The 25933-nt window shown below is 68.6% G+C and carries 21 protein-coding genes and 3 pseudogenes; 7 read left to right on the forward strand and 17 right to left on the reverse strand.

Annotated elements, in window-relative coordinates; all coding sequences use genetic code 11:
* Positions 1–87: 87 nt before the first annotated feature.
* Both ACH4SP_RS11855 and ACH4SP_RS11860 read left to right on the forward strand, forming a co-directional pair.
* Entirely contained in the window at positions 88–756 is a 669-nt protein-coding gene (locus ACH4SP_RS11855) for a hypothetical protein (RefSeq protein WP_398413282.1), read from the forward strand.
* The gene (locus tag ACH4SP_RS11860; protein WP_398413285.1) at positions 753–893 is read left to right on the forward strand and encodes a hypothetical protein; all 141 of its coding nucleotides are present in this window, start codon (positions 753–755) and stop codon (positions 891–893) included. Before ACH4SP_RS11855 ends, ACH4SP_RS11860 begins: the two co-directional genes overlap by 4 nt.
* A gap of 1689 nt (positions 894–2582) precedes the next feature.
* Here the strand turns inward: ACH4SP_RS11860 and ACH4SP_RS11865 are convergent.
* The 3 genes and pseudogenes from ACH4SP_RS11865 to ACH4SP_RS11875 all read right to left on the reverse strand — a co-directional run.
* On the reverse strand, positions 2583–2933 hold the full coding sequence (locus ACH4SP_RS11865) for a hypothetical protein (protein ID WP_398413287.1): 351 nt from the start codon (positions 2931–2933) through the stop codon (positions 2583–2585).
* A 620-nt stretch (positions 2934–3553) separates the two neighbouring features.
* Positions 3554–4627 (reverse strand): glycosyl hydrolase family 18 protein, encoded by a 1074-nt coding sequence (locus ACH4SP_RS11870; RefSeq protein ID WP_398413288.1) that lies wholly within the window; start codon positions 4625–4627, stop codon positions 3554–3556.
* A gap of 562 nt (positions 4628–5189) precedes the next feature.
* Positions 5190–5822 (reverse strand): annotated as a pseudogene (locus tag ACH4SP_RS11875) (bifunctional metallophosphatase/5'-nucleotidase); the annotation flags it as partial.
* 757 nt (positions 5823–6579) lie between these two features.
* Between ACH4SP_RS11875 and ACH4SP_RS11880 the strand changes: the two are divergent.
* The 3 genes from ACH4SP_RS11880 (at position 6580) to ACH4SP_RS11890 (ending at position 8251) form a co-directional block, all read left to right on the forward strand.
* Entirely contained in the window at positions 6580–7218 is a 639-nt protein-coding gene (locus ACH4SP_RS11880; RefSeq protein ID WP_398413291.1) for a hypothetical protein, read from the forward strand.
* Between the two features lie 156 nt (positions 7219–7374).
* On the forward strand, positions 7375–7752 hold the full coding sequence (locus ACH4SP_RS11885) for a hypothetical protein (protein WP_398413293.1): 378 nt from the start codon (positions 7375–7377) through the stop codon (positions 7750–7752).
* A gap of 49 nt (positions 7753–7801) precedes the next feature.
* Positions 7802–8251 (forward strand): hypothetical protein, encoded by a 450-nt coding sequence (locus tag ACH4SP_RS11890; protein ID WP_398413295.1) that lies wholly within the window; start codon positions 7802–7804, stop codon positions 8249–8251.
* Positions 8252–8555: 304 nt separating this feature from the next.
* Here ACH4SP_RS11890 and ACH4SP_RS11895 read toward each other — a convergent pair.
* A pseudogene (locus ACH4SP_RS11895) lies at positions 8556–9185 on the reverse strand (ATP-binding cassette domain-containing protein); the annotation flags it as partial.
* Here ACH4SP_RS11895 and ACH4SP_RS11900 point away from each other — a divergent pair.
* Positions 9070–9690 (forward strand): annotated as a pseudogene (locus ACH4SP_RS11900) (cation transporter). The pseudogenes ACH4SP_RS11895 and ACH4SP_RS11900 overlap by 116 nt on opposite strands.
* Positions 9691–9818: 128 nt before the next feature.
* Here ACH4SP_RS11900 and ACH4SP_RS11905 read toward each other — a convergent pair.
* The 3 genes from ACH4SP_RS11905 to ACH4SP_RS11915 all read right to left on the reverse strand — a co-directional run bounded on the left by ACH4SP_RS11905 (position 9819) and on the right by ACH4SP_RS11915 (position 14653).
* Positions 9819–11048 carry a cytochrome P450 gene (locus tag ACH4SP_RS11905; protein WP_398413298.1) on the reverse strand — a complete coding sequence of 410 codons (1230 nt, stop codon included), beginning with the start codon at positions 11046–11048 and terminating at the stop codon, positions 9819–9821.
* 72 nt (positions 11049–11120) lie between these two features.
* On the reverse strand, positions 11121–13376 hold the full coding sequence (locus tag ACH4SP_RS11910; protein ID WP_398413300.1) for an MMPL family transporter: 2256 nt from the start codon (positions 13374–13376) through the stop codon (positions 11121–11123).
* Between the two features lie 524 nt (positions 13377–13900).
* Positions 13901–14653 (reverse strand): SAV_915 family protein, encoded by a 753-nt coding sequence (locus tag ACH4SP_RS11915; RefSeq protein WP_398413302.1) that lies wholly within the window; start codon positions 14651–14653, stop codon positions 13901–13903.
* Between ACH4SP_RS11915 and ACH4SP_RS11920 the strand changes: the two genes are divergently transcribed.
* The gene (locus ACH4SP_RS11920) at positions 14583–15338 is read left to right on the forward strand and encodes a DUF4118 domain-containing protein (RefSeq protein ID WP_398413304.1); all 756 of its coding nucleotides are present in this window, start codon (positions 14583–14585) and stop codon (positions 15336–15338) included. The two genes, ACH4SP_RS11915 and ACH4SP_RS11920, sit on opposite strands and share 71 nt — an antisense overlap.
* 496 nt (positions 15339–15834) lie before the next feature.
* Here the strand turns inward: ACH4SP_RS11920 and ACH4SP_RS11925 are convergent, their stop codons facing one another.
* The 10 genes from ACH4SP_RS11925 to ACH4SP_RS11970 all read right to left on the reverse strand — a co-directional run bounded on the left by ACH4SP_RS11925 (position 15835) and on the right by ACH4SP_RS11970 (position 25915).
* The gene (locus ACH4SP_RS11925) at positions 15835–17004 is read right to left on the reverse strand and encodes an XdhC family protein (RefSeq protein ID WP_398413546.1); all 1170 of its coding nucleotides are present in this window, start codon (positions 17002–17004) and stop codon (positions 15835–15837) included.
* Between the two features lie 383 nt (positions 17005–17387).
* On the reverse strand, positions 17388–19535 hold the full coding sequence (locus ACH4SP_RS11930; RefSeq protein WP_398413306.1) for a xanthine dehydrogenase family protein molybdopterin-binding subunit: 2148 nt from the start codon (positions 19533–19535) through the stop codon (positions 17388–17390).
* Positions 19535–20509, reverse strand: coding sequence for an FAD binding domain-containing protein (locus ACH4SP_RS11935; protein ID WP_398413308.1), 975 nt, complete (start codon positions 20507–20509; stop codon positions 19535–19537). The genes ACH4SP_RS11930 and ACH4SP_RS11935 overlap by 1 nt, the downstream gene beginning before the upstream one ends.
* A 4-nt stretch (positions 20510–20513) precedes the next feature.
* Positions 20514–21119, reverse strand: a complete 606-nt coding sequence (locus ACH4SP_RS11940) for a (2Fe-2S)-binding protein (RefSeq protein ID WP_398413310.1) — start codon at positions 21117–21119, stop codon at positions 20514–20516.
* Positions 21120–21242: 123 nt separating this feature from the next.
* Positions 21243–21818 carry a TetR family transcriptional regulator gene (locus tag ACH4SP_RS11945; protein ID WP_398413313.1) on the reverse strand — a complete coding sequence of 192 codons (576 nt, stop codon included), beginning with the start codon at positions 21816–21818 and terminating at the stop codon, positions 21243–21245.
* Positions 21819–22088: 270 nt separating this feature from the next.
* On the reverse strand, positions 22089–22475 hold the full coding sequence (locus tag ACH4SP_RS11950; protein ID WP_398413315.1) for a hypothetical protein: 387 nt from the start codon (positions 22473–22475) through the stop codon (positions 22089–22091).
* A gap of 298 nt (positions 22476–22773) precedes the next feature.
* Positions 22774–23145 (reverse strand): luciferase family protein, encoded by a 372-nt coding sequence (locus tag ACH4SP_RS11955; protein WP_398413317.1) that lies wholly within the window; start codon positions 23143–23145, stop codon positions 22774–22776.
* Positions 23146–23218: 73 nt separating this feature from the next.
* Positions 23219–23566, reverse strand: coding sequence for a hypothetical protein (locus ACH4SP_RS11960; RefSeq protein ID WP_398413319.1), 348 nt, complete (start codon positions 23564–23566; stop codon positions 23219–23221).
* A gap of 296 nt (positions 23567–23862) precedes the next feature.
* Entirely contained in the window at positions 23863–25101 is a 1239-nt protein-coding gene (locus ACH4SP_RS11965) for an FAD-dependent monooxygenase (protein WP_398413322.1), read from the reverse strand.
* Positions 25102–25243: 142 nt separating this feature from the next.
* The gene (locus ACH4SP_RS11970) at positions 25244–25915 is read right to left on the reverse strand and encodes a DUF4331 family protein (protein ID WP_398413323.1); all 672 of its coding nucleotides are present in this window, start codon (positions 25913–25915) and stop codon (positions 25244–25246) included.
* Positions 25916–25933 lie beyond the last annotated feature (18 nt).

Here is a 25933-nt window from a genome sequence, read left to right on the forward strand (position 1 = left end):
CCTCGGCGAAGCCGTCGAAAGCCTCGTCTCCCGTCACCGTGATCTCCTGCGCGGCCTCGACAAGCCGGAACCCCGCCCGAGACGGAGTTGCCGACGGTTGAAGCACCGTCGCCCGCCCTCTATCCGCCGGGCAGGTTCCTCGACCGGCTCCGCGATGCCCACGCCGCCGTCCGAGCCCCGGTCGAGCAGGGGCTCAGCCAGCGTGAGATCGCTCGTCGGCTTGGTATGGGCTGCCACACCGTCCGCAAGTACGCCCGTGCGATCAGCCCGGAGGCGATGCTCCACGGCCAGTGGCAGAACCGCACCAGCACGTACCGCCCCTACTTGGAACAACGCATCGCCGAGGGCTGCACGAACCTGCTGCAACTCCACCGCGAACTCCAAGAACACGGAGCCCGCTGCAGCTACAGCACCCTGCTCAACTACGTCCACCCCCTGCGCCCTAGGAAGCCACCGTCCTTCGGCAGGCCGCCCATGGCCCGGCCACCGTCACCTCGACAAGCCACCCGCAGGATCATGAGTCACCCCGACCACCTGCACGACGCCGACCAGCAACGGCTCAAGATGCTGTTGTCCCGCTCGCCCGAACTCACCGCGGCCGCCAGCCACGTTCGCACCTTCGCGGCCGTCATGACCAATCGTGACGGCGGTCAGCTGACCCCCGGATCGCCGACGTCTGCGCCGACCGGCAGTGCAACCTGGACACCTTCGCCGCCGGACTACTCACCGACCTCGACGCCGTCATCTTCGGCATGAGCACCAACTGGTCTTCCGGCCCCGTCGAGGGCCGCGTCAACGACCTGAATGCCCTCAAGCGCGGCATGTTCGGCCGCGCCCGCCTGCCCCTCCTGCACAAGCGGCTCCTCCTGACCGCAGCCAGCCGCCGACCCTAACCTCTGCCGAGCCGGGCCTGACAGTCCAGAAAATCGATCAGTCGCATTGCCGAACGCAGAAGCCGCTCTCGTTGCTCAGGAGGAACAGAGACGAGTGCGTCGACCAGGACCTGCATGCGAGGAACGTGAACCAGGTTGCTGGAGTAGACCCGGCAGCCCGAGTACCAAGCGAACCCGATACATCGCTCGAACATGGAGGACTTGGGTGGATGGACGCGGTACTGATACGAGCAGACGGACGTTCCGCAAGCGGCGCAGACTCGCCGATCGCCGTCGGGAACCGCGTCCCGGGTCGTGACCTTCCGCCAGTTCTGCCGTCCGGCCGGTGCTCTTCAAGTCGTCATGCCGAGCACTCTCCCTCACAGCGGCCCGCCCAGCACAGTAACCGAGCAGGATTCCAGCCGGGCTACAGACCGTAACTGCTCAGCGTGCCCTTCACGGAATTCGCGCCTGAACCCAAAGAAGTGCGTACAGACATCGACCTCTGTTCGTGTCGTCTGGCCGGGTGAGAGGTCGCCCATCACCCGCGTGCGGGGCCCGTCATCGACGTCCTGGCAGCGGCCGGGCGGGCCCACGGGCGTCTGACCGGCGCGGTGGTGCGCACAAACCCTGGCACCGTCCTCCACGATGGGGGAAGTTCGGCACCGTATCTTGATCCGGAGGCTCTCAGCTCATGCTCAGGCGTGTTCCTCTTGTGCTGTCCGCAGCGGTTGGTGTGCTGATCCTGGCTCAGTCGGCCGCCTCTGCCCGCGCCAACGGTCCGGGCGGCCTCTCCGCCACTTCTTCCGACGGGTGCCCGTCCAAGTTTGCCCCCTCTGGCTCGCACGCTGAGTGTCTGGGCGACAGCGTCCCCATCTGGGATGAGTTCCTGGAGATTCGCTGGAACCTTGAGGAGATCTCCGGCCTTTGAGGGCGTGATGCTGCCGTTGTTCATGTCGCTCAGGTGGTCAGGGTGAGCCGGGAGTCGGTATGCCTCCGTACGCTTCCTGTGCTCCGTGTCGCCGCGCTGGGACACGGTGCCAGGATGTGCCCGTACGGCACGGCCCTCGCACACCATTCGGTGTGTCTCTCCGGGGGCAGGCGGCAGGCAGCGTGATGAAGTGGTCACGAGAACTCATCGGGAACCTGGGGACGAACTACGGGCGTCTCCCGCTCCTTTGCTGGCTGGCCGAGGGCAGCGGAGCTGCCGCTGACCGGCGGCTGCGGATGGGACTCTAAGGCGCTCCGTTCGCCCTGCTGTTCAGGGATACGAACGTCCACCACATCTCGTACGGCGAAGGGCCGGGCCTCGACGCGAGGCGTCGCCTTCTGACGACTCATGCCGCTGAGGACATGACCCACTCGCAGCTGTACATCGAGGACTCACGGACCCTCGACCGAGACGGGCCCACGGAGTTCACGCGGCCGCGGCCCTGGAGTGGCCGACCACCGCGCCAGCGACGGAGATCGACCGTGCGGTGGCGGTCCGGCTGGCCGCGGCCGAGGACGGTGCACGACCTCATTCGGCATGCCCCAGCATCTCGCCGTACGGGCACCAGGTCATGCTCTTGGCCCGAGTGATCACCGGCTACCGAAATCTTGCATGAGCCGAACGTCCTACAGTCCCCGAGAGGCTGCGGGCCGGCGCAGGGCGGTCGCGTGAAGGGGCGGCGTGGCAGTGGCAGATCGTCGAGGAGGACCTGGCCGCGTTCATCCCCTACCTGAGGCCTCGTCATGCGGTTCGGTGCCTACGCCATGGCGGTGCTGACTGTGCACCCGGCCGCGTTCGACCGGCACCTGGATGCGGCCGGGGGTGTGCGCCGGCCGGGGAGCCAGTTGGAGGGTGAGCAGGTGGAAGGCGGCCAGTTGGGTCGCGATGCCGGCCAGTCCGGCCAGGGTGGTAACCGGGTCGGTGGTGTCTCCGTGTACGGCGATGATGGCAGGCCAGGCCACCAGGGGCAGGAATGCCAGATAGCCACTGCCGATGAGCGGGATGAGCAGGAGCCATTGAGCTCCGTCGAGTCGTCGGCCGAGGTGGAATACGAGCCCCCCGAGGCACATGGTCGCTACGAAGAAGGCGGAGGGCCAGACCAGCGGGATGTTGAACAGCTGGAGTGGCTGGTTTCAGCCGGGGGGGCGCTGGGTTGAAACTCCCGGTCGAGAGTGAAAACTTTCCCGTTGGGGGCGCCGTGCACACGGCGCCCCCAACGGCGTTTCACCGGTGCGGCGTGAGCAGCCCGCGCATCACGCACTTCGCCCTCGTGCGCGCTCCGGGTGTGTGTACTCGGGCTTCCGCCGATGCACAGCTTCCGACGCCCGGCCGGGGTTGAGCGCGGAGTTCTTCCGCTCGCCCCCTCGCCGAGTCGGGCGGTCTACGCGATGCTCCGCGACAGCCCCCTCCGCGCACACCGAACACCCGCCTCGACCTCTGGTGGTGCCGCGTCCTTGTTGCCCTGGTGCTGGAGCGAGCGGGGGAGACGTCTTCGCTTCCCCTGCGCAAGCGGAGACGGGTCTTATCAGGAGTTCCCCCGGTTCGCTCAACACGCCGCAGTCCGGCCCCTTCGACCGCTCGCCGGGAGAGGCATCCCGCAGCAGGTCTGAAGCATGACCGGGTACGACGGCTGACCCCGGTGACCTTTCGGACGTGCGGTGGGTGCTGGTTTGGCGGCTGCCCCGGGCCGCTACCGGTCCGCGACGGCTTCCCACATGGCAGGGTCCTCGAAGCCGAGGGCCCAGAGGCCGGTGGCGGCGATGCCGTGCTTGCGTACGACGTTCAGGTGGGCGGCGGTGCCGCGGGCGTCCTGGTACCAGACCTCGTGACGCTTGCCGCCGTCGTCGGTGTACGCGAAGTGGGGGGTGCCGGAGGCGGTGTCGAAGACGTAGACGGCCTTCTTCTTCCGACGCAGGGCCTCGGCCTCGTGCCAGGTCACGTGCCGGGCCCGGGTGCGGGAGCCGACCGTCCAGTCCCAGCCGTAGCCGGGCAGGGCGACTTCCAGTTTCGCCCGGGGCACGTGCGCGGTGGCGTGGGCGAGGATCTCCTCGTACCAGGCGAGCGAGGAGATCGGGCCGGGGCCGCCCTTGGCCCAGTGCAGGTCGTAGCCCATGATCCGCAGCCGGTCGGCCGTCCTGCCCAGGTGCGCGTAGTCGAAAGCGTGGCCCGTAGTGCGGGTGCGGGGCATCACCGTGAGGACGCACTGCATGTGCTGGTTGTGGAGCATGGCGCAGAGTTCGTCGGCCAGTTTGTTGTAGCCGGTACGGACCCGCTCGCGGAGTGCGTCGTCCTTGGTCTCGGCCATCTTCTCGTAGTCGAGGTCGAGTCCGTCGTAGGAGCCGCTCTCCGCGATCTTCATGAGAGCGTCCACGTGGGCGGTGCGGCGGGCGGGGTCGTTGAGCAGTGCGGCCATGGCCGTGGCGTCGAGGGTCTCGGTGACGGTGGGCACGACACGGATCTTCTTTGCGTGGGGCCCGTCGACGATCCGCTGGTCGTCCGCGCCGGGGTGGGCCTTGATGGACGCGTCGGAGGTCGCCTCGTACCAGAACGGACTGACGGTGTGGAGCTGGTCCGTGTGGGCGAGCGCGTCCGTGTAGGCGGTGTCGGCGTTCCAGTACGGCAGCCAGGCGGAGATCGCACGGGGTGCGGACGGCCCGGTCGCACTGGCGGTGTGCGGGGGGCTGCTCGTGGCGAGCCCTGCGGACAACACGAGCGCGCAGGCCAGCACTCCCACGGCGCGAAATGGGGCAGAGAGAGGTCTCATTCCTCTGCTCTGCCCAAGAGAGGCCACCGGGCAGGGCGGACAACCCGAACGAGTGCTCTCTGTCCCCCTGACGGTCCAGTTCTCGGGGGGCGAGGGGGACGAGGGCGAGCTCGGCGGGGACGTGCCGGTGGATGTTCGAGTCGTCGTGCGGGGGAGCAGGCCTTTGCGCTGCCCACAGTGCCCAGTCCGCGGCGAGACTACCCATGGTGCTCTGGCCGGCAGTGTTGCGGGTGCGGGTGAACGGGCCGCTCTGCCGGCCGATGCGGCTGAGCCGACGTACGGCGGCCTCTTTGGCCCAGTGGTCGGCGATGGCCTTGAGCTCGGGGTGCGGGGTGACGTCGAGGGTGTTGGGGTGGTTGGTGGAGACGGTGAGTTCACGGATCACCCCGCCGGTACGGGGGTCGAGGTGCAGGTTGATCTCGTTGATGACCTGGCCGTGGAATCCTGCCTCGACGAAGGGTCGGGGCACGCCGTTCGGGTCGGGCAGCATCATGTTGAACCGGGTGTGCCAGTGCCCGGTGACGATGGCGTCGATGTCGGGGGAGACCTTGAGGGCCAGTTCGTAGGCGGGCCCGGTCGGATTGCTGCCGCTGTTGAAGTCGTCTCCGGCGAAGGCTCCCTCGTGCACACTGAGCACGATCGCGTTCACGCCGTGCCGTTTGAGCTTCTTTGCGCAGCGGTTGGCGGTGGCGAGCAGGTCGAGGGTTTTCAGCCCGGGGTGGAACGAGTTGTCCATCGACTCCATAGCGGCGGCGGTGAGGTGAATGAACCCGATCGGGATCCGCTGCCCGGCCAGACCCGCTACCCATTCGATGTTGTACGGGGGCAGCACGGTCCGTCCAGTGCGGGTGTGGACCACGTTGGCACTGTAGTAGGGGAAGTCCATGCCGTGGTACCGGTTTCCGGTGGAGTCGCGGAATCCTGTGTCGCGGCCGATGGCCGGGCAGGCGTGACCGTTCTGCATGTGCCGGATCAGTTGGGTCGGCGACTTGTCGAGCTCGTGGTTCCCGGCGGTGGCGAAGTCGAGGCCGAGGTTGTTGAGCGCCTCGACGGTCGGTTCGTCGGAGAAGGCGGCGACCTCGAACTCCCAACCGGCGAAAGGGTCGCCGGTCCCGAAGAAGAACGAGTTGCGGTGTCCGTCCCGCAGCCGCTCCAGGTGGGTGCCCATGGCGGCGACACCGCCGACCACGTACATCTCGCCGCCGTTTCCCCCAGATGAGGGAGTCACCGCCTGTCGGCCCCTGCAAGTACCCGTGCAGATCGCAGATGTTGAGGAGCTGCACGGATACGTACTCGTCGGCGGTCGAGGTGTCGCGGGCTGCTTCGGAGGCGTAGGCGGGAACCCCCAGCGCAGTGCTGGTGACGAGGGCTCCCACCGCGGTGAGGAAGGTCCGCCGGCTTCGCCGGCTACGGGCTGACTGGGGACGAGTACAGGGCCCACCGGCTGCTCTAGTACGGGAACTGACACTCCGCCGGCCGGTCCCGCTGCGTGCCCCGCACGAATGCCGGAACCGTCGACGCCGGGACCGGGATGCCCACCCGGTTCGCGGGACCAACGGCGGGCCACCCGCTACGACGTCGGACCGGCCCTCGCAACTGATGGCAGGCGGCGCCGCTCCGCATGCCTCCGGCCTGGCGCACTGTGCTCGTAGCTCAAAAGCAGCCGGTCCTTGCCGTCCGTGTCCTTCTCCTCGCGCTTGAAGAACCGCTGGTACTCGGTGAACTCCGCGGGCTGCGGTGCGGGACCTGTACGCGGGCATCGACGTCACCGCTACTGCGTTGTTCAGTGGGGTACGCGGGGCTCAACCCGGGGTCACCTCACATCGGCCCTGCCACCACCAGGAGGAGCAACGTGCTCGGTCGTGCCGCACGCGCCGCCACCTGGCTCGGAGCCCGTGCCCTACCTTTCGTCCAGGCCGACCGCGCCCCGGCGACAGAAGGAGAGACACTGAATGGACGAGGAAGTTGCCGATCAGCAGGCGGAGATCACCAGACTGCTGATCTACTACACCCAGACGCCCTTCGTCGGGTCCAGTTGCGTGCGGGGAATTCTCCCCGTTCCTGGTCCGGGCGAATCGACTCGCATCGTCACCGGCAACGAGAGCGCCCACGTCCCGGACGGCCTGACGGTTTACGAGATTCCCCTCCGCGTGGACGAGGATTTTCTTCACGTGTACGAAATCGCAGCCATTCTCCGGGCTGTTCATACCGGCCCGTACACCGCGCCCAGCGTCCGTGCTCGCACTGTTCTGGGCATGCCTTTGGTTCAGATCGATACTTCCGTCGTGGAGACGGCGGGGGAATCTCCAGAGAGCAGGGCTTTCATCATCCTGCGCACGCTCGTCCACCCGTTCACCGAAACGAAACCCGTTCCACGCCTGCTCGGGTTCCTTTGTCGGGAGCCCGACCTGTTGCGCCTCTACGTCGACACCAAGAACATCCCAGGTGTGCTGGCCGTGGACGTTCGTCCGTCCGGTGCTCTCACTGCCCTCCTGGCGGCGCTGCCCTCCCTCATCGGCGAAGAGGGCAGAGTGGCGGCCGAGGAAGCGGACCCACACGCCTCGTACAGGGTTGACCTGACCTACTGGTGACCGTGTCCTGCTCCCGTGCGGCCTGTCCCGGACAGCGTGCTGACCAGGAAGGACGGCTCAACTCTGTCCGGGACAAGGATGAATCGTTGTGCTGCCCCGTGCTGGGCGTGAGGCTCCGGAGCAACAGAAGCGCTTAGAGGAAGTGGGGTTCTCTCCATGGCTCGCATCACGCTCGGCACACGATTCAGGGTCGCCGCGGCCACGACCGCGATGACCGTCGGAACCGCACTGATTCCGCTGTCCTCCGCCTCCGCAGCACCCGGGACGGAGGTCGGACTCGGGGGCGGCGTCACCATGCTCGCGTCGGCGAACGCCTCGTACGAGTGCCCGCGGATCCACACCAGCGAAAACTGGGCCTACACCTGGTGCCGCGTCTACAGCGGCAAGGTCCGGCTGATCGCGGACTGCGTCAAGACCCCCGACATGCCGTCCAAGTGGATCTACCGAAAAGACGGAAACCCGACTCAGCGTCTGCAGGCCGGCCGTTGCCCCATCGGCGTGGGACCGGACAGCGGAGTTCAAGCGGCCGGCTGACCTCCTGGCAACCCGGACCAGCGGACATCTCTCATGTCATGGAGGACAGATGAGGAAGTTCACCCCATCGCTCGCCGCAGCAGCGGTAGGCACAGCCGCTCTCTTCGTCGGTACGGTTGCTCCGGCGCAAGCCGCCCCCGCCTGGAACAAAACCGTGAAGTGTGAGCAGCGGGACGCGGACAACCGGAAGATTCCCACCCGACAGGGAAACGCCGAGCTCGGCTGGATGCACTTCTCAGGAAAACACAACATCAAAAAGTGCAGCGTCGTCAACAAAGCGCTCAAGAACCATCCCGTGGGCAAGGACGGCTCCAGCTTCACTTACGAGGGGCAGGTAATCAGTAGCTCGGGGCGCGTCAAAGTCGTCGTCATCGTCCAGTATTCACGCAAGACAACGGACAGCCGTTACGACGCAGGAGCAGGTCAGAAGATCGGTGTCATCACCGCCTACTGCGAGGGCACGAACAAGAACAAGTGCCCTCCCTGGGTCAACGATTAGCACCTCCCGCACAAGCACAACCGAACGGCGGAAAGCCCAGGGTTGATGCGCTCGCACTCGGCGAGACATGCTGATCGCGTGGGCATGCGGCCGGGTGGACGGATCATCCGCGCAGGAGACAAGGAGCCTTTTCCAACCTGGCGGCAGTGGGAACGAGTTGGGCGGTTCTGCGAAGCAGTGAAGCTCCTGGTAGACGGTGTCACGACCAAGATCCACCGTGCTGCCAGGAGCCTCCGTGCTTGTCCACGCGTCGTCGATCGGCCTGTTCAGCCGCACCCTGCGGTATCTGACTGGCCGACTCGCCTCCCGGCGCCGTGCCGTCCCGCAGCATCTCACCGTCCGTGGGCAGGCACAGGCCGCTGACCAGCTTCGACAGGGTGGACTTCCCCGACCCGTTGTAGCCGACCAGCGCGGTCACCTCCCCACGGCGCAGGGTGAGCGACACCTGCGACAGTGCATCGCTGTCCTTGCCCGCGTAGCGATGAGTGACCGCTTTGACCTCGATCGTCTTCGGCGGTGCGGGCTTGTGCGCGCCCCTGCGCATCCGGAAGCGACCCGCTTTGTCCAGGAAGTTGTTCCCGTCGTCCATGTAGAGCCCGGTGCGTACGGCTCGTGCCCCGACGGCCACCAGCCCGCGCACCGACTGCCCCACCATCTGCAAGGCGAACACGGCCGTGCCGGCGTGTCCGATGCTGATGCGGTTGGTGGCCAGCAGCCAGACGACCGCCGCCCACACGGTGGCCGAGCCCAGACCGCCGACCAGCGCACCGGCCAGGGACATACGGGCCCCGGTGTCGGCCGCGGCCCGGTCCTCTCGGTTGATCCGGGAAACGGTCTCCCGGTACCGGCCGGACAGGAATCCGGCCATCGTCCAGGCGCGGATCTGGTCGGCCGCGTCTTTGGTGGAGATGTGCCAATGCAGCACGGACAGCATCTCGGGAGCGCTGGCTTCGTCCACTGCGCTGATCGGGTTCGGTCTCGACTCCGTCATCGAGGTTTCCTCCGCCGCCGCGGTCGCCTGGCAGTTCTCCGCACGCGACCACGCGCTGCGTGAGGCCCGCGAGCAGCGCACCCTGCGGATCATCGCCGCCCTGTCCCTCGCAGTCATGCCGTTCCTCTCCGCCGCCCAGCGCCGCGCGGGGTGCGAACTGGGTTCCGCCTCGGTGGTCGCCGACTCCCAGCAGATCCTGCTGTGCACGTACCTGTCCGCCGTGCTCCTGGTCGGCCTGGTTCTCCACGCCACTCTCGGCTGGTCGTGGGCCGACCCCGTCGCAGCCCTGGTGATTGCCGCCATCGCCTTCAAGGAAGGGCGCGATGCCTGACAGGGCAAGGGCTGCTGCGCGGCTCCGGCCGCGATCACCGGCGAGCGCCAGGAGGTGGGCGAAGCGGAAGCGGCGAGGGCCTGCGGCTGCCGCCCCGGCTGCGCCTGCTGCGATTGAACGTTCTTCGCAGTGCGTCAGGGCGGTGGTCTCGACTCCGGCTGGACCGGTCCCGGTTCAGCCGGAGTCGAGCGACCGGCATACCGCCGCAGCCGCCGCCGAGGCGGATCAGCTGCGGCGAACCCTCCTCAGAATCGGACCGGCAGCCGGAGCGGGAAGGTGCCTTCACCGGCGAACCCGATGCGCTCGACCGCGTTCCGCTCGATGGCCAGGGCGAGGGTGTCACGCTGGAGCAGCAGGTGGTCGAGGACGATCTCGGTCTGGAGGTTGGCGAGCGCGGCGCCGATGCAGCGGTGCGCACCGTGCCCGTACGCGATGTGCCCGGCGCCGCGCGCCGCCTCGCGGGAGAGGTCGAGCCGTCCGGCGTCGTCGAAGGTGCCCGGGTCGCGGTCGGCGGAGAGAAGCCCGGCGGTCACGCCTTCGCCCTTGCGGACGAGGACTCCGCCGAGTTCCAGGTCCTCGGTGGCGTAGAGGGTGGCGCCGACGTGGACGGCTGAGACGTAACGGAGCAGTTCCTGTACGGCGCGCGGGAGCAGCTCGGGCTGGGCGCGCAGCCGGGCCAGCTCCTCGGGGTGGTCGAGGAGGGCCAGGACTCCGTCGGCGAGGAAGAAGGCCGACGGGGCGATCCCCGTGTTGATCAGGAGGAAGACGAGGGCGATCATCTCCTGCCGGCTGAGCTGCTGCTCCTGCGCCGCTTCCGCGTTGGAGCGCAGCAGGTCGGAGGCCAGGTCCTCGGCAGGTTCGGCGGCGCGGCGGTCGAGGAGACCGCTGATGTACGCGGCGAGGTGGCCGATGCCGGGGAGGAAGCGGTCGGGCTCGCCCGACTCGTAGTCCCGTATCCAGCCGCTCAGTTGCGGCCTGTCTGCCTCGTCGACTCCGATGATCTCGCAGATGACGTTCGTCACCAGGGGGTAGGTGAAGGAGTGCAGGAGGTCGAAATCGCTGTCCTTCGCGGCGAGTTCGGCGGTGAGGTCCTGGGTGAGCCTGTCGATCCGGGGGCGGAGCGCGGCGATGCGGCGGGGTGCGAAGGCGCGAATCACATGCGTCCGCAACCGGGTGTGCTCGGGGCCGTCGACCATGACCAGGATCTCCAGGTACTGCCGGTACTCCGGTGGCAGTCCCGCCTCGTCGAGCATCTCCGCGCCCACTCCGCCGCCCTGAGTTCCCGGGATCTTCGCCGGGTCGCGGACGAACCGGCTGTCGCCGAGCGCCTCCTTGACCACGTCGTACCGGGTGGCCAGCCAGACCGGGGTCTGCGTCAGAGGCAGCGTCACGCGCATCAGCGGGGCGTGACCGTGGGAGACGTCGTCGATGTGGGAGTGGGTCAGTTCGAGCGGTGCGGCGGCGGGTTCGGACATGGTCGTACTCCGTTTCGTGGCGTGCGCGAGTCCGTTGGTGTGTGCGAAAGGGGGCGCTGTTGTTGATCGGTATCAGCGGTTCGCGAAGTCCGCGTACGGGCGCGGCTGTTCGTGCTGAGGAGAGTGGTGACGTGCGGGCGCGGGGGTGGGCAGGTTCTCGCCCTCGACGTCGAGGTTGGGGAGCAGCCGGTCCAGCCACTTCGGCATCCACCAGGCGGACTTGCCGAGCAGGGCGAACAGGGCAGGTACGAGGGCCATCCGTACGACGAAGGCGTCGAAGAGGACGGCCACCGCGAGGGCGAAGCCGATCATTTTGATCAGGTCGTTGTGCTCCGTGACGAAGCCGGAGAACACACTGATCATGATGATTGCGGCCGCGCTGACCACCCGCCCGCCGTACCGGAATCCGGTGACGACAGCCTCACCCGGCCGGGCGCCGTGGACGTGGGCCTCCCGCATGCGGCTCACGAGGAACACCTCGTAGTCCATGGCGAGCCCGAAGACGACCCCGATCATGAGGATGGGCACGGTGCTCATCACCGGGCCGGGCTGCTGGATGCCGAACACGTCCGCCAGCCAGCCCCATTGGAAGACCGCCACCACGGCCCCGAGCGCGGCACTCACCGAGAGCAGGAAGCCGAGGGCCGCCTTCAGCGGGACGAGGACCGAGCGGAAGACGACCATCAGAAGCAGGAACGCTAGGCCCACCACCAGCGCGAGATAGGGCAGCAGCGCGTCGTCGAGGGTCTGGGAGAAGTCGATGAACATGGCGGTCTGGCCGGTCACGAGGATCTCGGTGGCGCCGGCGCCGGTGGCGATGCCGCTCGCGCTGTCGCGAAGGGAGCGGACGAGGTCCTCGGTCCTGACGTCGGTGGGGCCGGTCGCGGGAACGAGATTGAGGATCGCGGTGTCGTTCGCCGTGCTGGCGGCTGCAGGGGAGACCGAGACGACGTCGCTCCTCCCGGCGAGGGACTTGCCCACCGCGTCCGCCGCCTTCTTCGCGTCACCGGCACTGACGGTGACCGTCAGCGGCCCGTTGAACCCGGGGCCGAAGGACTCCGAGAGCATGTCGTACGCCTTGCGCTGAGAGGTCTCCCGCGCCATCGTGCCCTCGCCCGGCAGCCCCAGTTCCAGCGAGGCGGCGGGCACGGCGATCGCACCCAGGCCCAGGACGCCGACGACCAGGACGGCTGCCGGGTGGCGCAGGACGTAACCCGCCCAGCGGGCACCGAGGTTGGGCTTCTGCCGCGCCGCCTCCTTGGCGGCCCTGCGCCGTTGACGTGCCGAGAGCGGCTTGCCCCGGAGAGCCTTGCGGTCCCTGCGGCGCAGCACCTTGACAGGGGCGAAGCCGAGCAGCGCCGGGACCAGGGTGATCGCGATGAGGACGGCGACGGCGACCGTGCCGGCGGCGGCCATGCCCATCTTGGTGAGCATCGAGATGTTCACCACCGCGAGTCCGGCCAGCGCGATGATGACCGTGAGACCCGCGAAGACGACGGCGGATCCCGCGGTGCCGACGGCGCGGCCCGCGGCCTCCTGGCGCTCGCGGCCCTCCGCGATCTCCGAGCGGTAGCGGGAAATGATGAACAGGGCGTAGTCGATGCCGACGGCGAGGCCGATCATCATCGCCAGCGTCGAAGTGGTCGAGGACAGACCGAGAGTGCTGCCGAGCGCGGTGATGGCACTGATGCCCACGCCCACCCCGATGAGGGCGGTGAGCAGCGGCATTCCGGCGGCGATCAGGGAACCGAAGGTGATCAGCAGGACGATCGCGGAGACGAGGACGCCGATGCCCTCGGCACCGCCCATCGCGGCGTCCACCTTGATGGCGTCACCACCCGCCTCGACTGTCAGCCCCTCGCCGCGGGCCTTGGCCAGCGTCCGTGCGAGCGCGTCGTGCTGCACCTCGGTCAGTTCGAGTGCGGCGACCTTGTAGGTGGCGATGGAGTAGGCGGTTGTGCGGTCCTTGCTGAGGGTCTTCAGAAGGTACGGATCGGTGGCCGCGGTGACTCCGGAAGCTTTGGACAGGTCGGCGACGAGAGCGTCGACCTTGGCCTTCGTCGCGGGGCCGGTGATCTTCTGGCCCTGGGGCGCACGGATCACCACACGGGCGCTCGCACCGTCGGTTCCGGCTGCGGGGAACCTGTCGCGCAACAGGTCGAAGGCCTTCTGCGATTCCGTGCCCGGCATCGAGAACGTGTCGGTCGGAGGGGCAGGGGCAGTGGAGGCGGCGAAGCCCGCTCCGCCCAGGATCAGCACCCACAGCAGCACCATCAGGCCTCGCCGCCTGAAGGCCAGGCGGCCGAGTTTGTAGAGGAACGTAGCCATGACGAAGTCAGTCTCCTGTCGGGTGGGGCGGGTGTGAGGGGAGGCCGCGCAGGCGTTCATCCGTGCGCGTCTCCACGGCCCGACGGCCGTCGGGCGTCGATGGGCGCGGGACGTTGCGGTGATCCAGGAAGGGAGGCCCGAGCCGTCGTGCCCGTGTGGCATCACGATGGCACTAAGTTGGCGCCATGACAAGGCGTGATGAGGTGTCGTGGTGCCATGGTGGCGTCATGGTGGAGGATTTTGATCGGTTATGGCCGGAAAGAAGGCATGTGCCGCTTCCCGGAACCGGGCGACGGCACATGGAACTGTCATCGCTGGTGGAGGCCGTCGATTAGGGGCCCGAGCGAGAGGACGGGTCGAAAGTTGAGAAGTGCCAGGACGGCGGCGGTGGCGGGCGAAGGGTGTCGGCCCGCGTCCTGCCGCGGCTCTCGGCGACCGCAACGGTGAGGTTCGCCACGTATGCGTCAACAGGACCGGTTAATAAGCGAGTTGGATCGTTGGCCGGACATCGGGACGTCTGGCTTTCAGCCGGTCAGGAGCTTCACGCAGGAGAGGACCGCGGCGCCACAGGTGACTCGAAGGACGCCGGCAGGCTGCGGGTCCCCGTCACGCCAGCTGTCCTCGGGGATGGGCCGTACGGCAGAGCTGTCCGCGGCTACGGGCCCGTATGAAGGCGCCGTCCTCGGATTCGGCCGTGAGGCTGAGAGGGCAGGGGTGGCCGACTGCGGGTCGACAGTGACGTAGTGGACGCCCAGCGGCGCGGTGAGTGCGCGCAGGGCGGGCTCGGAGAGCCTGATCCAGGGCCGGCCTGCGCCCAGGGTGACGGTGAGCCGCTCCTCCGAGGTGAATCCGACTGCCGTACGTACACCGGGTGGGGTACGGAAGAACCGGGCGGGGCAGCTGGCGGAGCCCGGCCGGAGGGGGACGAAGAGAGGTCCGGCCGGGCCGCGCCCACCAGGCTCGTCCGTGAAGTGATCTGTCGGGGACGATGCGTTCCTCCAGGTGCGGTACTTCCGGCAACACGCCCCGGCCTTCTCGGTGACGGCCGGGGCGGCCCTGCGCGTCCGGTGCCGCGGAAGCGAGGGAGCGCCGGGTGGCGCATCATTCGGCGGACCGTACGCCCTCGCCGTCCCGCATCGAACCTGGCGAGGCTTCCGTCTCCCGCTCGGGAGGGGCATCGTGGGAAGCGGGGCGCAGGAGGTGCTCATGTCCGGTTTCTCGCTCTCCGCGTTGTCCGCCCGGCGCCCTGAGTCCCGCCGCTTCGGGACTTCGGGCATCGGTTTTCCCCTGCGGGACAGGATCGCGGTGGTCGCGGCCCTGGCTGCGCCGCTCGGGGCCGCCGCGCTCCCGATCCCGTTTCGCGCCGGTATGGCGTCTGCCAACATGGCACTGATCCTCGTGGTCGTCGTCGCGGTCGCCGCCAACGGCCACCGGCTTGCGGGCGGTCTCGCGGCCCTCTCGTCCGCGCTCTGGTTCGGCTTCTTCCTGACCCGGCCGTACGAGCGCTTCGCCGTGGACAGTCGGGGCGACGTGACGGCTGCGGTGCTGCTGCTGGTGGTGGGCCTCGTCGTCTCCCAACTGGCGGCGCGGGCGCGCCGGTTGAAGGTCGTGGCCATCACGGATGCCGATCATCTTGCCCGCATCCACGACACCGCACAGTTGACGCAGTCCGCGAAGTCCGCCGACGCCGTGGTCGGCCACGGGACCCTCCTCGGACGCCCGCCCCGGATCGAGCAGAGCGGCGACCTCGTCGTCGGCGCCCGCACGTGGGACGTGGAGTGGCACGGCTGGCCGCAGGAGGAGATCGAACTGCGCGCCTTCGGCAACCGCTACTGCGGCAGGTTCATGCTGAGGACCTCGCCGGGGACGGCCACCACGCTCCAGGCGAGGCTCGTCGCGGTGACGCTCGCCGACCAGGCCGGGCCGGCTCTCGCCCACCCGGAGGTCGTACGGGGCGGCTGACCCGGGCTGCGCCCGCCACGGTCCCGATCCTGCCGGTCACCTCGCTGACCTGGCAGTTCCCGGCGTCGTCAGGATGACGTCAAGCGGGGCCCGTACACCATCAGGAGGTCGTCAACGCAGCCGATGACCGCGCACAAGCGTCCGATGCTGGTGATCACACGGGATCGTACGAACGGCCTGGGTACGAGGCTGGAGGGCGAGTGACGATCACCGCTGGCACCGAGCAGAGCCAGGGTGCGGGGGCCCGGACGCTGCGACGGAAACCTCACCCGGACGTTTTGCGACGGGGGAAATCCCGGGTCGCGGCTCTGAGGGGGGTCGCTGGACGGACAGCCGGGTGATGGTCTCCATGACGTCGCCCGGCTGGTCCGTCGTCGGAGCCGGTTCGGGACGGGGAGCGGTGTCACGTTCGGGCACAGCCACGTGGGCGGGGCGCTGCGCGCTGCTCGCCGGGGTGCTCCTGGTCGCGGTCGGCGGATACGGGCCACTGCCCCAGCTACCCGTCGGACGTGTCCTGGGTGACCTCGACGAACCTTCGGACAGGTCTCCGCGCCCCGTCGTGGTGGATCGGTGTGTGGGCTCCGGCCAGCGGTGCCCCGGAGCCGCCGTGCCGGACAGCTACGATCTCCGCCGCGATCGACAGCGCCGTCTCCTCCGGCGTCCGTGCGCCCAGGTCGAGTCCGATGGGCGAGTGCAGGCGGGCCAGTTCCAGTTCGGTGACGCCGGCTTCCCGCAGGCGCTCGTTGCGTTCCAGGTGGGTACGGCGCGAACCCATCGCGCCGACGTACGCCACGGGCTGCTTCAGCGCCCTCACCAGCAGGGGTACGTCGAACTTGGCGTCGTGGGTCAGGACGCAGAGCACCGTCCGGGAGTCGAGTCGCGTCGATTCCAGGTAGCGGTGCGGCCAGTCGACGACGACCTCGTCCGCCTCGGGGAAGCGTTCCTTCGTCGCGAAGACCGAGCGGGCGTCGCACACCGTCACGTGGTGGCCGAGGAACTTCCCGGCCCTCACGAGCGCCGCGGCGAAGTCGATCGCACCGAAGACGATCATGCGGGGTGCGGGGACGCTGGTTTCGATGAGGAGCGTCAGCGGCTGTCCACAGCGCGAACGGTCCTCGCCGATGACGACGTCGCCGGTCCGGCCGGCGCCGAGCAGGGCACGGGCCTCGGCGGCTGCCGTCCGGTCCAGGTCTGGGTGACCGCCGAGGCCGCCCTCGTACGTGTCGTCGGGGTGTACCAGGAGGGCGCGGCCGAGCAGTTCGGGCGGCCCTTCGGTGACGCGGACCAGTGCCGCTGGCGACCCCTGTGCGGCTGCGGCGTACGCGGCGGCGAGGACCCTGCGGGCCGGTGAGCCGCCCCGTACCGGTGTGATCAGGATGTCGATGACGCCGCCGCAGGTCAGGCCGACGGCGAATGCGTCGTCGTCGCAGTAGCCGAAGCGTTCGAGGACGGTCCGGCCGTCGTCCAGGGCCTGCCTGCACAGGTCGTAGACCGCACCCTCCACGCATCCGCCGGAGACCGACCCGATGGCCGTGCCGTCACTGTCGACGGCGAGGGCGGCACCGGGCTGCCGGGGTGAGCTTCCGTTCGTGGCCACGACCGTGGCGACGGCGAACTCACGTCCCTGCCGCACCCACCGGTCGAGCTCGTCGGCGATGTCCAGCACGGCGGTCTCCTTCAGGGCGTTGGCGAGATCCGGGGAGGCCGGGTTGGAGGGGTTCACACCCATTGACTTGGCACCGAGTGGACAGGTCGCATGACGAGGGGTGCAGGTTGGTGTCGAAGCAGGCCGGACGCTGGTGCCCAGCTCGGTTTCGACGGACTTCGGTTCGGACTCTGTCCACCTGTGGTCGCCATCGGGCTGGAGCCTCTCACGCGGGGTGTGTCATCCCGCGCAGCACGATCGCGTACTCGTCCGTCGCGTAGCGCGTCGGCTCGGGGAGACCGTGGAACGTACCCAATGATCCGCGTGGGTACTGCGGAACTTGTGCGCGAGCGACCCGTCCCGATGCCGCTCGCGCCACCGCGCCGCGAGGCCGTACATGTACGTCAAAGCAGTGCTTCAGGATGGATCGGCAGGTCCGTCAGGCGTTTGCCCGTCGCGTTGAACACCGCGTTGCCGATGGCGGGCGCCACCCCGACGATGGTGATCTCACCGAGTCCCTTCACACCGATCGGATCGGCCTGCGGGTCCTCGGTGTTGATGAAGGCGGCGTCGAGGTCGGGGACGTCCGCGTTCACCGGCACGAGGTAGTCGGCGAGGCTCGCGTTGACGATGCGGCCGTTACGGTGGTCGGTGACGGTGCCTTCGAGGAGGGCCATTCCGATACCGCCGACCATGCCGCCGATGGCCTGGCTGTGGGCGAGTTTGGGGCTGATGACCCGCCCCACGTCGTACGCCGCGAAGATCCGCCGCACGCGGACGAGACCGAGGAGGGGATCGACGGAGACCTCGGCGAAGACGGCTCCGTAGCCGTAGGTGGAGATCTTTGAATCGGTGTCGCCGGGACCCCAGGTGCCGGTGGTTTCGAGGCTGGGCAGTCCGGCGCGGCGCAGGATGTTCCGGTAGCTGTCCCGGGCTCCTCCGTCGGCGGCCGACAGATGGCCGTCGCGGGCGCGCACATTCGCCGGGTTTGCACCGTGGAGAGGCGAGTCGGGGTCCGCCACCGCCCTGCGGATGAACTCTGCCTTCAGCGCGTTGCAGGTGGTGTGCGCGGCCGAGCCCACGCTCGCCATGGTGCAGGCTGCCGCGTGCAGGGGTGCGGTGGGGTAGCTGGAGTCGCCCAGCCTGAAGGTGACCGCAGAGGCGGGCAGCCCGAGGGCGTCCGCGGCGACCTGCATGACGGAGGTGGTGGTGCCGGGGCCCATGTCTGCGGTGGCCGCGAAGACTTCGGCGGTGCCGTCGGCGTTGATCCGGGCTCGTGCGCTGGAGTCGCGTCGGTTGTTGTGGTAGCTGGCGGTGGCCATTCCCATGCCGATGAGCAGGTCGCCGTCTGTGCGCGAGCCCGGCTTGGCGTGCCTGCGGGACCAGCCGAAGCGACGTGCGCCGGTGTTGTAGCACTCGCGCAACTTCCGTGTGGAGAAGGGGAGTCGGGAGACCTCGTCCCGGGTCGGCTCGTTGCGCAGCCGCAACTCAATGGGGTCCAGGGCAAGTTCGTGTGCGAGCTGGTCCATCGCGGTTTCCAGGGCGAAGTTGCCGAGTGCCACGCCGGGCCCTCGCATGGAGGCCGGGGAGTGGACGTCGACGGGCGTGACCCGGTAGGCGGTACGGGTGTGGGGGACGCCGTAGAGGAACTTCGGCAGGTCGGTCAGACCGTCCGTGTAGGTCCGGTAGCGGGCGTTCTCGATACGGACCTCGTAGACGAGCGCGCTGAGGCGCCCCGCCGTACTGCTGCCGAGGGTCATCCGGTGGCGGCTGGCGGGCCGGAACCCGGTGCCGTAATAGAACTGACGCCTTGTCAGCACTACCTTGACGGGCTTGCCGACCTCGCGCGCGGCGAACGCGGCCAGGATGACATGGTCGTAGGTCTGGATTCCGCTGCCGAACCCTCCGCCCACGAACTTGTTGTGCACGCGCACGTTGCCGACGGGGATGCCGAGCGCGCCGGCCACGTTGCGCGCGGCGCCCTGTGACCACTGGGTCTTGTCCCAGAGCGTCAGCCGTCCGCCCTGCCAGCGGGCGATGGTCGAGGGCAGTTCGATGGGGTTGTGGTTCTCCCGGGCGCTGGTGAGTTCCAGGTCCACCTTCACCTGCGCCGAACCCAGCGCGCCCGCGGGGTCGCCGCGGCTGTAGTCGGGCTCGTCCTCGGGCGTCTGCGAAGGGGCTTTTGGATCGTCGAAGTCGGTGACCGCGTCCTGCCGTTCGTACGTCGCTTCGACCAGCGAGGCGCCATGGGTCGCCGCCTCCAGGGTCTTTGCGACGACGACCGCGAGGGGCTGGCCGTAGAAGGCGATTCGATCGACCGGGTGGGCCAGCCGCAGCTTGCTGAAGTCGGTCAGGACGCGCAGGACGCCCGGGTGGCCGAGCGCCGCGTCCACCGAGATCCGGCGCACCGTGCCACGGGCCACCGTGCTGTTGACGATCACGCCGTACAGCAGGCCTTCGACGCGGTGCTCGGCCGAGTAGGTGGCCGCGCCGGTCACCTTGAGGCGGGCGTCGACACGGGAGAGCCGCTGCCCGACGACGGTCTTCGCCATCACTGTCCTCCGATCGTCATGAGTTGACGGCGTACGGTCCGTTCGACCAGCTGCACCTTGAAGGCGTTCTCGGACAGCGGTACGGCGCCCTCGGCCGCGAGGGCCGCGGCATCCGCCCACGTCCGGCGCTCCGGCCGCTTGCCGCGGAGTGCCTTTTCCACCTTGGGCAGCCGCCACGGCACGGTCGCCACACCGCCGACGGCCACCCTGGCATCCCGCACCACGCCGCCCCTGATGTCCAGCGCCACCGCTGCGGACGCGAGGGCGAACTCGTACGACTGCCTGTCGCGGACCTTCAGATAGCCCGACCGGCGCGTGTGCGCCCCCGCGGGGACGGATAGGGAGGTGATGAGTTCGCCCGGCCGGAGCGAGTGCTCGTTCTGGGGCGTGTCTTTGGGGCGGAGGAAAAAGTCCTGGACCGGGATGGAGCGGGTGCCGTCGAGGCTCCGTACCTGGATCACGGCGTCCAGCGCCACCAGAGCAACTGCCAGGTCGGACGGATGAGTTGCCACGCAGTGGGTGCTCGTCCCGAGAATCGCCTGCATGCGGTTGTCACCCGCGCGGGCATCACAACCCGAGCCCGGGTCGCGACGGTTGCACGCGGAGTGGACGTCCCGGAAGTACGGACAGCGGGGCCGCTGCATGATGTTGCCCCCGATGGAGGCCATGTTGCGCAGCTGGGCCGAGGCGCCGAGTTCGAGGGCCTGCGAGAGGACGGGGTAGGTGGCGCGTACCTGCGGATGTGCGGCGAGCTCGCTCATCCGGACCAGGGAACCGACGTGCAGCCCCTGTCGGGTGACGGTGATGTCCTTGTACGGCAGTCCGTTGATGTCGACCACGTGCGCGGGGCGCTCGACGGTCTCCCGCATGAGGTCGACCAGTGTGGTCCCGCCGGCGATGTAACGGCCGTCGCGGGCACCGGCGTTGAGTGCGGCGGTGACGGTGGTGGCTCGGCTGAAGGCGAAGGGATGCACGCGGTCATGCCTCCTTGGCGGTCTGCTCGATGGCGGCGACGATGTTCGTGTACGCCCCGCACCGGCACAGGTTGCCGCTCATCCACTCGCGGATCTCTTCCCGGGAGCGGGTGTGGCCCTCGGCGATGCAGGCGACGCCCGACACGATCTGCCCCGGCGTGCAGTAGCCGCACTGAAGGCCGTCGTGGTCGATGAACGCCTGTTGCAGCGGGTGCAGTTGTTCGCCCTTGGCGAGCCCCTCGATCGTGGTGACGCGCGCGCCCTGGTGCATCACGGCGAGGGTCAGGCAGGCGTTCACCCTCCGGTCGTCCACGAGCACCGTGCAGGCACCGCAGGCTCCCTGGTCGCAGCCTTTCTTCGTACCGGGGAGGTCCAGGTGCTCACGGAGGAGGTCGAGGAGCGAGGTGCGGTTGTCGACCTGGGCGGTGCGCTGCTCGCCGTTGACCGTCAGGCGGACGGTGGAGAGCCGGTCTGCCGGCACCGGCACCGGTTCCGACGCGGGTGTGGGCAGGTGAAACGGGGTCAGCAGGGGCAGACCGGCCGCCGCTGTGGATCCCGCGACGAAGGTTCGTCGTGTGAGCGTGGTTGTCTCGTCGAACGTTTCCGGCATGCGTGATGCACCCTCCCGGTCGAACGCGTGGCAAGTGATGACACCTGGTGTCATCGTAACAGTGATGACACCAGGTGTCATGGATGTCGACAGCGGCAAGAAGGGCGTGGCGGTAGCTGTGTCTTAGGACGCGAGCGGGGCCGCGACCGCGGCCCTGAGCTCCTCGACGGATTCACGCAGCAGGGCGTGCAGGTCCTGTGTCTCCGGACCCTCGATCCAGCATTCGCGCGCGGCCCTCCATGCGGCGGCACCCGCCGCGGCGGTCAGGAAGGCAGTCCGCGGTGCGACACCGCGCTCGCACAAAGCCTCCGTCACAGCCGCGCTGGTCGCGGCGAACTTGGCCTGCTCGCGTTCCCGAAGCTCCGGGTTGGCCACGATGACCGCTCGCCGACGCCGGGCGTGCGCATGACCCGTGTTCACCAAGTCCACAGCGGCGCCGTACCCCTCCAGGGTGACGGCGAGCGGCGAGAGGTCGGCCGGTGCGGCGGCCATGGCCTCGACGATCACCTCGTGAATCCGGGCCGAGAGTGGGAACAGCACCTCGCGCTTGTCGGGGAAGTATCGGAAGAACGTCCGCTTCGTCAGACCGGCCCGCTCGGCGATCTCGGCGACCATGGTGTCCTCGAAGCCACGCTTCTCAAACAGCTCAAGCGCGGCCCGCGACAGTCGTCCCGCTGCGCCCGGCGTCCATCTACCCATGTCACTCATCCTAGTGATGTCACTCAATGTCATCGGGTATGGGGCGATGAATCCTGGGCCTGCTGGCGCGGTCGGCAGTGCAGGTGGGTGAGAAGCTCGTCGCCCAACCCCGCGGTTGGGCCGCACCACCAGGACCCGCTGTCCCGGCTGAGCGCGGCCCCGGTGACGTGTGCGGCGACCTTGGCCTGCGGCCCGGCGCGCCCACGCCGAGAGGCCGCATCCCGTGGCGGCGATGCGGCCGGAGTGCGTGTGCTCCGCGGGGGTCCGCGGTCAGCAGGGGCGGTAGGACGAGATCTTGTCGTTGATCCAGTTGGGGATGGTGGCCCACCACTCGCCGGGGCCGATCCGGAATTCGAGGCCGCCGTAGTTCTTGTGCTCGTAGAAGCACATGGAGAGGTTTGTGCTGTTACCGATGGAGGAGGTGGAGTCCTTGCCCGATCCGGTGAGCTCACCGACCGTCACAGGTGCACCGCTGGGGTACACGGGGATGGAGTAGTTCGGGTTGGCGTAGATGAAGACGCCAGCGAAGTTGGCGTCCGTGGTGGCTGCGGCTGCGGCGGCGGGGGTGGCGGTTGCCGCGACGCCCGCTGTTGCGGCGAGGGTGCCTACGGCGGCGGCCAGTGCGAGCTGCTGCTTGGTCTTTGCCAGGAACGACATGAACTCTTCCTTCTCTTCAGGGAGGAGTCCGGCCTTGGAGCGACTCGCGCCAAGGTTGGAGGAGCCTTGCCATATCGCAACGTCGCGCAAGAACTTGCTGCAAGTGCTTGGAAAGCATTGCATGAGGTTTCCATGCGAGCAACTCCCGTGCACTCACGAATAGTTGGCGGACGGCGTGGATCGATCCTTCGCGCCAGGATTCGGCGCGACTTTGCCCAGCACCTGGGGTTGCTGGCGGCTCACATGGTGTTCCCAGTTCCAGGGCAGGCGGCGCCGCCTTCGAGGGGCCGCTACTCCTTCACAGGCATTGGATGCGGGCGTTGTTGCAACGGTCCTGGCGGGTTTCCCCGAGGAGGGGCCACGTCTGATCGGCTTGAAGGGCGACGCTGACCAGCATGATGAGGAGATCGATGTCCGCGTCGCTTTCGAGGTGAAGCGTCACCCACGGGGATCCGGGCACCACCCGGACGGCCGGCGACGCCGCCAGGTCTTCCGCAAGGCGTCGTACGACCCCGACGGTCAGTCGCAGATCGGCGTCCTGGCCGGAGTGGAAGTGGAGCAGCTCGCCCCGCACGGAACCCATGCCTTGTCCGGTTCCGCAGCTTGGTCCGGCCTCGGAAAGGTCCGGCCAGTCCCTCAGTTGTGCCATGGCGCGTGCGGCCAATGTCATGGGTCGATGATGGCCGGTCCACCGGCTGGCCGACAGGCCATCGGGAGCCGTAATCCGGTTGTGGCGAGCATGTTCAACTCTCGCGCCGGACGCGGATGCTGAGGGCAGCAGGCGCGTCCTCGATCACTTCGAGGTGCGGCGGGAAGTCCCCGCTCGTATGTGCGCGCGGAGTGTCTTCCCCGGCCCAGCGTACGTGGACGATTCCCCGGCCTATGACCGTTGCGGGAGGTGCGGTGGACTGTATGCGGATCTGCATGTCCTCCTCCGCGCGACTCTCCCCGGTGTCCAGGAGTACGTCGCTGTAGCTCGCTCCGGAGTCCATGCTCACGGTGGACGTGCCCAGGAGTGGAATGACCGTCAGCCGGTAGGTGCCGCGAGGATTGCCGAGCAGGTCGACGAGGCGGACCTTCAAAGTGCGCATCGCGGAGGACCCCTTGAGTGGCTGCCGTGGTGCGGATGTCCGGTGCAGCGTGCTGCACGCACATCATGGCCCGGAAAGCGGAACACGGAGTGGCCCCCTGGGGACTTTGGCCTGATGCCTGTCTCGCCGGGAGGTGTCCGGCCGGACAGGCGCACTCGATCGCGGCGGAAGCCGGTACGCCGGACATGCCGCCATCGGAACCTGTCGGCACGGCGAGGGCCGCGTCGTACCGGCCGAGGTCGTTGAGCAGGACGGTCCACGCGGACGCGCATCGGTGATGGCCACGTCGACACGAGCTACATACGTCCGACGGTCCATGAGGCATGGGAGTTGACCTGGTCCGCTGTCGCCCCGGCCAATTCCTTGTAGTTGTTGGTCAACGCAGAGGCTTCGTCGACTGGCAGTGTTCCGCCGCGCGCCTCAGCCTGTGCGATGACTGCTTCCGGTCCCAGCTCGCGGTTGGCCAGCACGATCGCGTTGACCGCCGCCCGGCGCATCGTCTCGTAGCGGTGCAGCGCGGTCGCGGGGTCGGGCTCGCGGGCCAGGCACCAGGCCAGCACTCGGGCGTCGACGATTGACTGTGACCCGCCGTTCATGCCCATCGGGAACATCGGGTGTGCGGCGTCACCGAGCAGCGTGATCCGGCCGAAGCTCCAGCGGGGCAGGGGATCGCGGTCGAGCATGGGGTACTCGAAGATCGCCGACGAGCGCTCGACCAGCTTCGCCAGGTCGATCCAGGGCAGGTTCCAGTTCGCCACGCCCGCCAGGGCTTCGGCCGTCATGATGCGGCGGTTCACGCGGTCCAGGGGTTCGACGCGCACCCCGTGACGCACTTCGAGCACCCAGTTCATCAGGGCCTCGCCGCCCTTGGCCGCCGGGTCCTCGATCGGGTAGGCGACGAACTTCGCGCCGGGGGTGCCGCCCGCCACCACGATCGTCCGGCCGTCGAAGAGGTGCGGGTACGGGGCGACTGCGCGCCACATGTGGACGCCGTTGAAGTGCGCGGGGCCTTCGGACGGGTACAGCTGGGCGCGTACCGCCGAGTCCATGCCGTCGGAGCCGATCAGGACATCGGTGTCCTCGGCCACCGTGGTCCCGCCGACCCGGTCCAGGAAGTGTGCCCGGACTCCGTGCGGGGTCTGCTCGGCGCGCCGGAACAGCAGGCCGGTGCGGATGCGGTCCGCCCCCAGACGTTCGCGTACCGCAGCCAGGAGCATCAGGTGCAGACGGCCACGGTGCACGGAGTACTGGGACCAGCGATACCCGGCCGCAAGGCCGAGCGTCTCGTCCCACACCGGCTCGCCCGACCGGTCGCGGTAGCTCAGCCGGTGTGGGGGCAGTGCGATGGCGGCCAGTTCGTCGGCCAGGCCGAGTTCCGCGATTTCCCGTACGGCGTGCGGCAGCAGGTTGATCCCCACGCCGACCGCCTCGATGGACCGGGCTGCCTCCCGTACCCGCGGCCGGAAGCCCGCGGCGTGCAGGCTCAGGGCGCAGGTACGACCGGCGATGCCGCCGCCGACGATGGTGACGTGCATGGGCCGTTCCCCGTTCTGTGGAGTCAGCTCGGAATGTCGACCTTACGGTCCAACTCCGTTTGAAGGGCGACCACTTGCATGTTCAGCGCGAAATCGAAGCGCTCCTCGTAGGTGCCGGCGGCGACGTGTGACGCGGCTGCGCTCAGTGCCGGATACGCGGGGGCGTTCTGGTTGAAGTTGTTGTCGATTCCGGGTCGCCCGGCGCGGTCGCCCTGGACCAGGCGGCCATCGTGCGGGACCAGGACCAGGACCCAGATGCCCACGTGCCCACGTGCGGGTTTGGGCCAAGCGCGCTGTTGGGGACTTCCAGCACGATGCTGGACACGTGCTTGTCAGCGAAGAAGTCCGTGCCGATCCACTGGGACTTGTCGTTCGCGCCGACGGGGTCGGCGAAGAACGGGTCTCTGCGGAGTCCGGCGAAGAACCTGAAGCCGCCGGCCCCGGAGATCTGTGGTTCGGAGTCGAAGGTCACGGGAACGTCGGCAAGGATCGTATCTCCCGCGTCGGGGTCGGCCGCGGCCTCCCGGCCGGTCGCCCGTTGCAGGCTCGCGGTCTGCGCGTTGTCCCGCACGGGTGAGAAGCGGATGCGGAAGGCGATGTCGGTGACCGCGTCGGCGTCGGTGTCCACGCCGAATTCGTAGACCGACTTGTGGTCGACGGCGTCGTCGGTGATCGGTGAGGTCGGATTGATGTTCATCACCAGGATCGTCTTGCTCGCGTCACTTGGTTTCTGGAATGCGTAGAGGTCGCTGATGTTGCTCCTGGGGTCCATGCTTGTGGGGCTGATGCCCAGGCCGGAGACGTGATGTGCCATGGCGAGACGCCTCATCAG

Source organism: Streptomyces sp. NPDC021093, from assembly GCF_044333135.1.
In the GTDB taxonomy this organism is placed as follows: domain Bacteria; phylum Actinomycetota; class Actinomycetes; order Streptomycetales; family Streptomycetaceae; genus Streptomyces.